The sequence below is a fragment of the Tahibacter caeni genome (assembly GCF_024609805.1).
GTDB lineage: Bacteria > Pseudomonadota > Gammaproteobacteria > Xanthomonadales > Rhodanobacteraceae > Tahibacter > Tahibacter caeni.
This window is the reverse complement of sequence record NZ_JANFVR010000158.1, coordinates 1-10,860: the sequence shown is the minus strand read 5'-3', so window position 1 is coordinate 10,860 and position 10,860 is coordinate 1. Positions and strand designations below refer to the sequence as shown.

The 10,860-nt window shown below is 70.0% G+C and carries 10 protein-coding genes; 7 read left to right on the top strand and 3 right to left on the bottom strand.

Going from position 1 to position 10,860, the window contains the following annotated elements:
* The first annotated feature begins 79 nt into the window (after positions 1-79).
* Both NON22_RS14080 and NON22_RS14075 read left to right on the top strand, forming a co-directional pair.
* Positions 80-364 (top strand): MoaD/ThiS family protein, encoded by a 285-nt coding sequence (locus NON22_RS14080; RefSeq protein ID WP_257387573.1) that lies wholly within the window; start codon positions 80-82, stop codon positions 362-364.
* 3 nt (positions 365-367) lie between these two features.
* On the top strand, positions 368-1,465 hold the full coding sequence (locus NON22_RS14075) for a WD40/YVTN/BNR-like repeat-containing protein (RefSeq protein WP_257387572.1): 1,098 nt from the start codon (positions 368-370) through the stop codon (positions 1,463-1,465).
* Positions 1,466-1,762: 297 nt separating this feature from the next.
* On the opposite strand, the gene NON22_RS14070 is transcribed toward NON22_RS14075, so the two are convergent.
* Both NON22_RS14070 and NON22_RS14065 read right to left on the bottom strand, forming a co-directional pair.
* Positions 1,763-2,518 carry a hypothetical protein gene (locus tag NON22_RS14070; RefSeq protein ID WP_257387571.1) on the bottom strand — a complete coding sequence of 252 codons (756 nt, stop codon included), beginning with the start codon at positions 2,516-2,518 and terminating at the stop codon, positions 1,763-1,765.
* A 103-nt stretch (positions 2,519-2,621) separates the two neighbouring features.
* The gene (locus NON22_RS14065) at positions 2,622-3,839 is read right to left on the bottom strand and encodes a benzoate/H(+) symporter BenE family transporter (RefSeq protein WP_257387570.1); all 1,218 of its coding nucleotides are present in this window, start codon (positions 3,837-3,839) and stop codon (positions 2,622-2,624) included.
* A gap of 252 nt (positions 3,840-4,091) precedes the next feature.
* Here NON22_RS14065 and NON22_RS14060 point away from each other — a divergent pair, with 252 nt between their 5' ends.
* From NON22_RS14060 to NON22_RS14050, 3 genes are all read left to right on the top strand, one after another.
* Positions 4,092-4,427 (top strand): ArsR/SmtB family transcription factor, encoded by a 336-nt coding sequence (locus tag NON22_RS14060; protein ID WP_257387569.1) that lies wholly within the window; start codon positions 4,092-4,094, stop codon positions 4,425-4,427.
* A 336-nt stretch (positions 4,428-4,763) separates the two neighbouring features.
* Positions 4,764-5,273 carry an SRPBCC family protein gene (locus tag NON22_RS14055; RefSeq protein WP_257387568.1) on the top strand — a complete coding sequence of 170 codons (510 nt, stop codon included), beginning with the start codon at positions 4,764-4,766 and terminating at the stop codon, positions 5,271-5,273.
* Positions 5,274-5,620: 347 nt separating this feature from the next.
* Positions 5,621-7,621, top strand: coding sequence for an amidohydrolase (locus NON22_RS14050; RefSeq protein ID WP_257387567.1), 2,001 nt, complete (start codon positions 5,621-5,623; stop codon positions 7,619-7,621).
* Between the two features lie 97 nt (positions 7,622-7,718).
* On the opposite strand, the gene NON22_RS14045 is transcribed toward NON22_RS14050, so the two are convergent.
* Positions 7,719-9,722: a tetratricopeptide repeat protein gene (locus NON22_RS14045; RefSeq protein ID WP_257387574.1), complete on the bottom strand. Its 2,004-nt coding sequence runs from the start codon at positions 9,720-9,722 to the stop codon at positions 7,719-7,721.
* Here NON22_RS14045 and NON22_RS24910 point away from each other — a divergent pair.
* Together NON22_RS24910 and NON22_RS14035 are read left to right on the top strand one after the other, a co-directional pair.
* Positions 9,645-9,917: a hypothetical protein gene (locus tag NON22_RS24910; RefSeq protein WP_257387575.1), complete on the top strand. Its 273-nt coding sequence runs from the start codon at positions 9,645-9,647 to the stop codon at positions 9,915-9,917. The genes NON22_RS14045 and NON22_RS24910 overlap by 78 nt on opposite strands.
* Positions 9,918-9,972: 55 nt before the next feature.
* Complete coding sequence (locus tag NON22_RS14035) at positions 9,973-10,791, top strand: hypothetical protein (RefSeq protein ID WP_257387566.1); 819 nt, start codon at positions 9,973-9,975, stop codon at positions 10,789-10,791.
* Positions 10,792-10,860: the final 69 nt, after the last annotated feature.

Sequence of the window (10,860 nt, the reverse complement as noted above, 5' to 3'; positions counted from 1 at the left end):
CGGACTGAGCCGCGGCTCCGGCGTCGACTGCGCCGTCGATTGCGCTAGGCTTGGCGGGCTCGCCGCCCGGAGCCGACGTATGCCCGTGATCGTGCTCGCATCCGCCCTCGCGCGCTGGCTGCCGCCCGGCAGCGGCGAGCCGCGTCTGCGCGTGGGCGGCGTCTCGCTGCGCGACGCGCTCGAGTCCGCCTTCGTCCAGCAGCCCGGCCTGCGCGGCTACGTGCTCGACGAGCACGGCGGGCTGCGCCACCACGTCGCCGTGTTCATCGACGGCCAGGCCGTGCGCGACAAGCGCGACCTCGCCGCGACCGCGGTGGCCGCCGACACCGAAATCTATCTGATGCAAGCGCTTTCCGGAGGCTGAGCCATGTCCGAACGACTGCTGCTGTCCACGCGCAAAGGACTGTTCGCACTGCACGAGGACGGCGGCTCCTGGCGCATCGCGCGCCACGCGTTCGCCGGCGACAACGTGACGCTCGCGCTGGCCGATGCGCGCGACGGCCGCTGGTACGCAGCGCTGAACCTCGGTCATTTCGGCGTCAAGCTGCAGTGCTCCGACGACGAGGGCGCGAGCTGGCACGAGATCGCCGCCCCCACCTATCCAACCGGTGAAATGCTGAATACCGGTGACGGCAAGCCGCCGGTTCCGGCGGCGCTCAAGCTGCTCTGGTCGCTGGAAGCCGGCGGCGCCGACGAACCGGGACGGCTCTGGGCCGGCACGATTCCGGGAGGCCTGTTCCGTTCCGACGACGCCGGCGAGTCCTGGCAGCTCGTCGAATCGCTGTGGCGGCAGCCGCGGCGTTCGCAGTGGTTCGGCGGCGGCTACGATCAGCCCGGCATCCATTCGATCTGCGTCGATCCGCGCGACTCGCGCCGGCTGCGCATCGCGGTCTCGTGCGGCGGCGTCTGGCAGAGCGGCGACGGCGGCGAGAGCTGGACGCTCAGCGCCGACGGCATGTATGCGGCCTACATGCCGCCGGAGCTGCGCGACGATCCGAACATCCAGGATCCGCACCGCATGGTGCAGTGCGCGGCCGACCCGGACACCTTGTGGGTGCAGCATCACAACGGCGTATTCGTCAGCCGCGACGGCGCGCGCAGCTGGCAGGATGTGCCGAACGTGCCGCCGTCGGTGTTCGGCTTCACCGTCGCGGTGCATCCGTGCGACCCGCAGACCGCGTGGTTCGTGCCCGCGGTCAAGGACGAATGCCGCATCCCGGTCGACGCGAAGCTCGTCGTCGCGCGCACGCGCGACGGCGGCCGCAGCTTCGACAGCCTGCACGAAGGACTGCCGGTGCAGGCGTACGACCTGGTCTATCGCCACGGGCTCGCGGTCAGCCGCGACGGCGCGCGGCTCGCGATGGCCTCGACGACGGGCGGTCTCTGGCTCAGCGACGACCAGGGCGACAGCTGGCGCAATCTGTCGCTGAACCTGCCGCCGGTCTATGCGGTGACGTTCGCTTGAAGGGATCGTCGTGACGACGATGCGGGCTCGGGCGCGGCGATCGCGTCGCGAAGGGCGCCGCTCCATCAGGAGCTGCGCGAGTTGCGCTGCGGAGCCATCGCGGCCCGCCGGGACGGCGGCGCGGACCTGCGCGGTCGCAATGATCGCGGTGACGGGCTCGCCGATGTCGCGGCCCGTCCACGTCGCTCGTCGCGGAACTTCCGTCGACTCCGGCCGGATTGCCCGGTCAGCGGCGTTACCGAAGCCGCGCCGCCGAAGCCGCGCCGCTGCGGAAATCCGTTCGGCCGTCCGGCCGCCTCAGCGCGGTGCCGTCAAGCGGCTGCCGTCGGCGAAGACGATCTCGGCCGGTTCCCAGTCCAGCCGCAGGCTGTCGGCGGCGAGTTCGGCGAAGGCGCGCTCGTCGGGATCGGCCGTGCGCATGGCGTTGCCGCAGCGCAGGTCCGCGCTCGCAAACGCCTCGAGCGCATCCTGCTCGAGCCAGCAATGCGCGCGCCGGCGGCCGTCGGCATCGCGCACGTCGACGCTGCCCTTGGCCGAGACGATGTCGCGGCCCGAGCGGTTGCTCAAGCGGTAGGTCACGACGAGCACGCGCGTGCCGTCGTCGGCGCGCTTCGCGCCGCCCGTATCGGCAATGCCCAGCGCCTCGTCGCTGGTCAGCAGCTCGCGGCGCAGCAGGCCCAGCGCCAGCGCCTCGCGCAGCGGCTCGAGAAGGCGGTCGCGTTCGGCCTGGCGCTGCGCGACGGCGGCGTCGCGCTCGGCCTGCTCGCGCAGATATCGCTTCTGCAGCTCGATGGCCTCGCCGAACGTGCGCGCCGTGAACGGATAGTCCGGATCGGCCATGGCCGGCGGCAGCACGTCGCCGTTGCTGCGCTTGAGATAGCCGAGCACGAGCGCACGCTCGTCCTCGTCGAGCCGGTCGAGCTGCGGCTGCACCTCCGACAGATCGCCCACGTCCATCGGCAGCAAGGTGCCGTAGGGCTGGCGCACGGCGCCATAGATGCCGAGCGCCGCAAGCGCGGCCGCGACGATCAGGGCCTGGGTCGTGAAACGCATACTTCTCTCCAGCCAGTGCCGCCGGCGGGCGGCGGCGGTAATGTCGGCCCGGCGGCAACGGCGACGAACCGCCGGCCCGCGATGGCTGCCGCCGGCGCGCGATTCACGGCTTCGCGACCGCCGGCGCCGGCCGCGGACGCAGCAGCCGCGCGAGGATGCCGGCAACGAGACCCCAGAACGCCGACTTGATGCCGAACAGGCTCAGGCCCGACGCCGTCACGAGGAAGGTCAGCAGCGCCGATTCGCGTTCGCCCTCGCCGGCCAGGGCCGCAGCCAGGCCGTTGCCGATGGTACCGAGCAGCGCGAGGCCCGCGATGACCGCGATCAGCTCGCGCGGAAACGCCGCGAACACCGCGGCGACCGTCGCGCCGAACACGCCGACGATGCAGTAGAACACGCCGGCCGCGACCGCCGCGACGTAGCGCCGCGCCGGATCCTCGTGCGCCTCGCGCCCCATGCAGATCGCCGCGGTGATCGCGGCGAGGTTCAGCGCGAATGCGCCGAACGGCGCGAGCACGACGTTGACCGCACCGGTCCAGCCGATCACCGGCGAAATCGGCAATGCATAGCCCGACGCCCGCGCGACGGCGACGCCGGGCACGTTCTGCGAGGCCATCGTGACGAGAAACAGCGGGATCGCGACGCCGACGATCGCATCCACGGTGAATGCCGGCGTGACCCAGACCGGTTGCGCGACCTGGACGGTGACCGCGTTCCAGTCGAGCAGGCCGCGCGCGGCAGCGATGACGATGCCGACGGCCAGGGTCGCGACGACGGCGTAGCGCGGCCGCCAGCGCCGCAACAACAGATAGGCGACGAGCATCGCGAGCGTCAGGCCGGCCTGCGTTTCGAGCGCGACGCAGGCGTCGAGCCCGAAACGCAGCAGCACGCCGGCGAGCATGCCCGACGCGATGGACACTGGAATGCGATGGATCAGCCTCTCGAACATGCCGCTGAAACCCGCGAGCGTGATCAGCACGGCGGAGACGACGAACGCGCCGGTCGCCTGCTCGATGGTCAGGCCCGCAGCGCCGGCCGTCAGCATGGCCGCCCCGGGCGTCGACCAGGCCGTCACGACCGGCACGCGGTAGCGCAGCGACAGCGCGATGCAAGTCAGGCCCATGCCGAGGCCGAGCGCCCACATCCACGAGGCCAGCTGCGCCGGCGTCGCGCCGGCCGCCTGACCCGCCTGGAACACGATCGCCGCCGAGCTCGTGAAGCCGACGAGCACCGTGACGAAGCCGGCGACGACGGCCGGCACGGACAAATCGCGCCGCAGCGACGGCGACGGCGCTGCGACGGGCAATTCGGTAACGGACATGGGCGGGGAACGCTGACGGACGAAAGCGCGAGCGTAGGCGCTGGATCGGCGCCTGGGAAGCCGGACTTGTGGCGGGAAGCGGGCGGGGTTTGCTCCGGAACCGGAAAGTGGAAAGCGAAAAGCAGAAGCGGGAGGCGAAGTGCAGAACGGCTGCAGCGACACGGAAGCGGAAAGCGGCAGATTCCCGCAGACGACGAGCGCGGCAATACGAAGGTATTGACCTAAGTTTCAGCTGCGCGGATAGTAAGGCGCATGCCTAACCAATCCGCACAGCTGAACCAGGTGTTCCAGGCGCTCGCCGACCCGACGCGCCGCGCCGTGCTCGAACGCCTCGGCAACGGGCCGGCCACGACCAGCGAACTGGCCCAGCCTTTCCGCATGGCCCTGCCGTCGTTCTCGCAGCATCTGGCCATGCTCGAACACTGCGGCCTCGTGCAGTCGCACAAGCAAGGTCGCACGCGCACCTACCGGCTCATGCCGCGCCGGCTGCGCGCGGCCGAGCAGTGGATGAGCCGGCAGCGCGCGCTCTGGGAAAAACGCCTGGACCAGCTCGACAGCTATCTGAAGGAGATCAAGGACAGCCGCTAGCGCGCACGGCAGATCAGTCGTCGGCGTCGGCGCTGCCGGCACGCACTGTTTCGCATCGCCGCATCGACACCCCTGCCGCCCGCACCACCGCCGCAGACGTAGCCGGAACGCGCATGGCCGCCGCCGGCGTCGTTGCGGTCCGCGCAGCTGCCGTCGACGTCGCTGCAGCCCGCATCGTCATGGCGACGTCATCGCGTCCGCCGCACCGCCAGCGGCGGCGCAGCGCCGTCGAGCCGGCGACGGCACGACTGTCCCGCCGTCGCCGCCACAGCAATGCCGTGCCCACCCAGCAATGCCGTACCCACCCACCGAGTTTCTTGCGCCAAGGAGTCCGTCATGAGCATCGCCATTCCCACTCTCGATCCGCGCCGCGACCTCGTGCTCGAACGCGAGATCGACGTTCCGCGCCACCTGGTCTGGGCCGCCTGGACCGAACCCGAGCGGCTCCTGCGCTGGTTCACGCCGGCACCGTGGCAGACCGTCGCCTGCGAGGTCGACCTGCGCCCCGGCGGCATCTTCCGCACCGTCATGCGCTCGCCCGAAGGCGTGGACCAGCCGCCGACCGTGGGCTGCTACCTCGAAGTCGTCCCGCAGGAAAAACTCGTCTGGACCACGCTGCTCGAGCCCGGCTTCCGCCCCGCGTCGGCCGCCGCGATCGACAGCGGCTGCCACGGCCTGCAGTTCACCGCGATCATCGCGCTCGAAGAGCGCGGCAGCGGCACGCGCTACCGCGCGATCGCGATGCATCCCGACGAAGCCTCGAGCCGGCGCCACGAGGAACTCGGCTTCCACGACGGCTGGGGCGCGACCCTGGATCAGCTCGTCGCGCTGTATCGCAACACCTGATGCGGCTCTGCCGCCGCTTGCCGCGACGCGCCGCAGGCGGCCGGTTTCGTCTTTCGCGACACTTCTGGCGAGCTCGACCGGACTTCCGGCGAGCCGCCGGCGCGAAGCCTTCTCGCCGCCCCTTCGCTGCACCCTGTCGCGCGAACCGACGCTTTTTAAGCAATAGGTATTTTTCCCTTAACTGCGCAAAGGTTTTTATCCCCATTTCCCTGTGACGCGACGCGAACCCGCCGCCTATGATCGGCAGCGAGGCACGGACCCGGGCGGCGCAGCGCGATCAGGATGCCGGCGTCGGTCGACGTGCCCGCCTACCAGCGGAGGGACACGACATGCGCAGGAACGATCTTGTGCGGGAACTGATGGGGACCGGCGGCCGTGCCGTCGCCGCGATGGTGCTGGCGCTCGGCCTCGCGAACGCCGAAACGACGGCACCGGATCCGCCGCCGGACGCGATCATCGTCGACACGACCGTCGTGACCATGGCCGCGGCGCCGGCTGCGGCGACGGCGCAGGCGCTCGCGATCACCGGCGGCAAGATCAGCGCGATCGGCACGACGGCGCAGATCAAGGCGCTGGCCGGACCGAACACGCAGGTCTATGCACCACCGGCCGGCGCGGCGCTGCTGCCGGGCTTCATCGACCCGCATTCGCACATGTCGGGCGTCGGCTTCTACAGCGATACGGCGCACTGGATCGACGTATCGAACACGAACCTGCTGTTCAAGCCGCTGCCCGGCGATGCGGCCTGCAAGGACCACGACGATCCGCAGACCTGCTTCATCCCGGTGCGCAACCAGGACGACGTCGTCGCGCGCCTGACCAAGGCCGTCGCCGCGGTCGATCCGAACGGCCCGACGCCGTACGTGCTCGCGTTCAACTACGATCCGTCGCGCCTGGGCCGCGGCCAGGGCTGTTCCGGTCTCGGCTTCCAGTGCATCACGTTCGAGAACGGCGAGTCGCGCAAGCAGCTCGACGCGGTCTCGGCGACCGTGCCGATCCTGGTCGCGAGCGAATCCGGCCACATCGCCTACGTCAACACGCCGGCGCTGAAGCTGCTCGGCATCTGCGACACGCCGGGCGCAAACAAGGACAGCTGCTACACGCCGACGACGAATCGTGCCGTCGAAACCGAGCTCGCGATCAGCGGCCAGCTCGACGAGGACCTCGCGCTGTACGCGATCGGCTTCTTCCAGGCCAAGGTGCTCAAGGCCAATCCGGGGCTCGGCGACCGCCTGCTGCTGAGGGCCGCGCAGACCTATGCCGGGCACGGCTTCACCCTGGCCCAGGAAGGCGCTGCCGCGCCCGACCAGATGCTGATGTACATCGCCGCGCTCGACACGCCGGCCAAGCGCGCGGCGTTCCCGCTCAGCGTCGCGCTGGTCGCCTACGACGCGGCGAGCAGCGATTTCGCGCGCACGATCGACGCGGCGAAGAAGGTGCGCGAAGCGCTGAAGCTCGCGCGGAATCCGCTGCTGCACGTCGCCGCGGTCAAGACCTTCGCCGACGGCTCCACCCAGGGCTATACGGCCTACATGAACCAGCCCTACCTGCAGCTGTTTCCGCCGTTCAACGAACGCCGGCTGTTCCCGAAGCAGCCCTACCTCGGCCTGCCCGACGTCGACCAGTCGGAAATCGCCGCACGCCTGAAGGCCGCGCACGCGGCCGGCTTCCCGATGCTGATCCACCAGAACGGTGATGCGGCCATTGCCGAGTCGGTCGCGGCCCTGGCCACGTCGGCGCCGCCGCCGGGCCGGCGCGACGTCGTCATCCATGCGCCGATGATCACGGCGGCGCAGCTCGCGGCGCTGAATCCGAAGCAGACCGCGATCAGCTTCCTGATGCCGAACGTCTATTACTACGGCCTGCCCGAATGCCAGCAGGTGCTCGGCCCGGCCAACAGCCTGAACATGTATCCGATCGCGAGCGCCGCAAAGGCCGGCCTGACCACGACCCTGCACACCGACAGCCCGGTCACGCCGCCGGCGCCGCTGTTCGCGATCTGGGTCGCCGCGACGCGCACCGCGCAGCAGCCGTCCTGGTATCCGAACCTCGACGCGACGGCCTGCCCGGCCACGATGACCTCGACGCAGGGCCTCGGCCCGCAGGCGATCAGCATCCGCAAGGGACTCGAAGCCTATACCGTCAACGCCGCCTGGCAGTACGGACTCGAGCAGTCGCACGGCACGCTCGAGGTCGGCAAGACGGCCGACATCGTCCTGCTGTCGGCCAACCCGCTCGACCTGGAGAAGAACCCGGACCGGCTGCGCCAGGTGCAGATCGTCGGCACGTACAGCCAGGGCCGGCAGTTCCTGAATCCGGCGCCGGCGCGGAACTGGCCGGCGGAGTGAAGCGGCGCCGCGCTGCACCATCCCGTCTGCCGACGGCATCACGCCGTTCGGCATAGTTCCCGCCGCGACACAGACACCGTCGCGGCGGGCGCTTCGATCAGTTGCCTTGCCGGGAATAGGCATCGATTTCCGAGAGCACGAGCCGGTCCCTGCCCACCTCGAGGACGCGATAGAGACGCCGGCCATACTCGCCGTCGACGCCGATCAGCGAGGCGTCGATGAGATTCCGCAGGACGACTTCGTGTCCCTGACGGCTCCTCAGTTCGTCGAGCTCGTCGTCGTCGGCGACGAGCAGGTCGCCCGGCTTCAGCGGATCAGCGATTTCCGCATACGGCTGATGCCGTCCCTGACGCAGCAATGAATTGCACCAGCTGGAAAAAACGAGCATCAGCACCTGCGTTTTCCTCGCCGCTTCCTCGGCGGGTTCCGCACGCCCGGCGCTCCTGGCCAGTTCGGCGTGTGCGACGGCCATGCGCTGCAATTGCGCGTCGAGCTTCCAGAGCTCCCTGCGCAGCATGCCCGGCGACGGCCGCATGAGCACGGGAATCAGCAACGAGAGTGCAATACTGGTCAGACACAGGATTCCGAACACGAACGGCCAGGGCAACCAGTCCCAGGAAAGCAACCCGACCAGCGCGACGCCGGCGACGAGCACCGTCAGCGAAACCATGACGGGCATCGTGCGTTGCGCAGCAGCGAGTTCCGCCGCAACCTGCCCATGCCTGCGGAGCACCGCCCTCTGCTCCGCGATCCGCTGCTCGGCGCAGGAGTCGGCGACGTTCCTGTCCGCCACTTTCAGCGCGTCGACCGCCTGCCAGAACGCAGTTCTGACGAGACCATGCTGGCGGCGTATCGAAGCGCAGGACACGCGCGCCAGCGAATTCGGATTGCGGATCTCCTCCAGCGCCGGCCGCACGGGTATCCCCACGCCCATTCTTTCGCCGATGCGAGCTTCGCCGTCGAGCGTGCCGCGGGCCATGTCGCGATGGGATCTCAGCCACTCTCCCACATCCCGGCCGGCGCGCTCGATGAGGGAATCGAACCGGTAGTCGCGCTGCGCCTGCGGCCACAGCGGAAAATGCCGTTTGACGGCACCGAGCAGCTCGCGCCGCGCCGCATCGGCGCGGCCGGCCAGCAACAGCAGATGCGAATATTCGTAGCGTGCGCGGCCGTAACCCGGCAACTCGGCGCAGGCCTTGTCCGCCAGTGCGAGCGCGGTTGCGCTGTCGCCGCGTTCGATCACTGCCCGGGCCTGCAGCAGCAGACAGTCGCAGGCGTAGTACCGCTGGCCGTCGCGCTCGAATATCTGACGTACGAGCTCCAATTGCTTCACGGCTTCGCCGAGATACCTGCGCTGCCGCGAAGCGATGTACAGGCGCGCGAGCCGATAGTTCGCCTCCACGTCCAGCGGCCGCAGCTCGATCGCGCGGCGCAGATGGTCGCGTGCGATGCGCAGCTTGCCGAGCCCGATCGCCGCATCGGCCTCCCGGCACTGCTCGCGCGCTGCCAGCTCCGAAGGATGCGCCAAGGCCTCGGCGACCGAATGCGCATTCATCGACGCGCCGGATCTGCCGCTGCCGAAGCGCTGCTCCAGGGATTCGATGTCCTGGTCCTGGGCGAGGTCTTCCGGTTCGATATCGCTGTCGAATCCATCCTCGGCCTGCGCAGGGCGCTTGTGCAGATCCCAGGCGGCGTAGACGAGCTGCAGGTGGATGGCCGCCGCCTGCTCGTCGACGTTCTCGCTGCCGTCGAACAGGCGCACGGTGTGGTTGGTCTGTACCTGACGCCGGAATTCGGCCATGCGCGGCTCATCGCCCGCAGCGATGAGCCCGCCGGCATAGGACGGGCCAATGCCGAACGCCAGCACCTGGACGTCACCGTCCGTCTCCAGCGCCGCTTCGTATTCGAGATTGACGTAGGACTTGGCCTGGCCGGCGACGGCTTCGCCGTACTCCTCGCCGAGCAGCAGGATCATGAAACGCGCGCCGCGCAGCCGCTCCAGCGATTCGGCCAGCGGCGGCCGGTGCGTCGCGGCACCGTCGTCGAGACCGACGGCGACCAGGCCCAGGCGCCGGTCCTGCGCCGCGAAACGCTCGCGCAACGCGCGGCGCAGCGGCGCGAACTCCTCGAAGCGCGAGGACAGGAACACGGTGTTGTCGTCGAACGGCATTGGATGGCTCCGACGGGCGGTAGCCAACTGCTGTCGCATCACCGGGCATCCTCCCAGCGTCCGGCGACGGTTCGCCGCGCGCCGCGGCCGGCCGGGGCGACCACGATTTCTTTTCGACCGGAATGATCTCTGCGTGACCTCCTCTACGTTTGTAGGCAGGAACCCACCGGAGCAACCCGCCATGAACACCCGCCTGCTGTTCTCCGCCCTGCTGCTGGCCCTGAGCGCCGGCGCCGCCTGCGCCCAGGTCGCGCCGGCTCCCGACTACACCTACCGCGTCGACAGCGCCGGCACCGCCGGCTGGCGCACGACCATCACGGCCTACCATGGCCCGTTCCACTACCGCGACCTCGTGCTGACGCCGCGCTACTGCAGCGGCAACCCGGGCACGCCGGATTCGGCGGCGGCCGAAATGCGCGTGTTTCCGCAGGCCAGCGGCCCGTGGCCTGCGGAATTCCGCGTGCCGATGAGCGGCGGCGGCGCGAATTGCGAGCTGTTCGTCGGCTTCAATCTCAAGGACCACGACCGCCCGCCGGCGACGCACGAAGTCGACCCGGAGATGCCGGGCCAGGGCCAGAAGCCGCGCATGAAGGAGGTGCCCGAGATCACCGACCTCGCCGCGGCCGATCCGGTGCTGATAGGCCCGGCGATACTGCAGTGGGGCGGCCAGGCCACGATTCCGGCCGACCAGGCCACGCGCAAGCGCAACGGCCTGTGCTATTTCCCGTACCGTTACCTGATCCTCGACGCAGGCCCCGGCCACGCCGAAGGCACTTCGGCCAGCCTGCGCCTGAACGGCCCGGCCGGCACCTTGCTCGCCTTCGACGACCTTCCCGCCCTGCAGCCGCTGTCGACGGCCGCGGCCGGCGGCGTCATCGGCCTGCCGGCCGGCAGCAGCGTCGTCGTGATCGAAGCCGACGCGCCGGACTACGTGCCCGAGACCAGCGAAACGAACAACCTGCGGCGCGTACAGATCGACGTGCAGGGCAGCTGCGACTGAGCGCAACGCGGCCCCTGCGGCAGCCGCGCCGGCGACGGCGCGGCTGCCGCCTCGCGTGCCGTCCGCGCC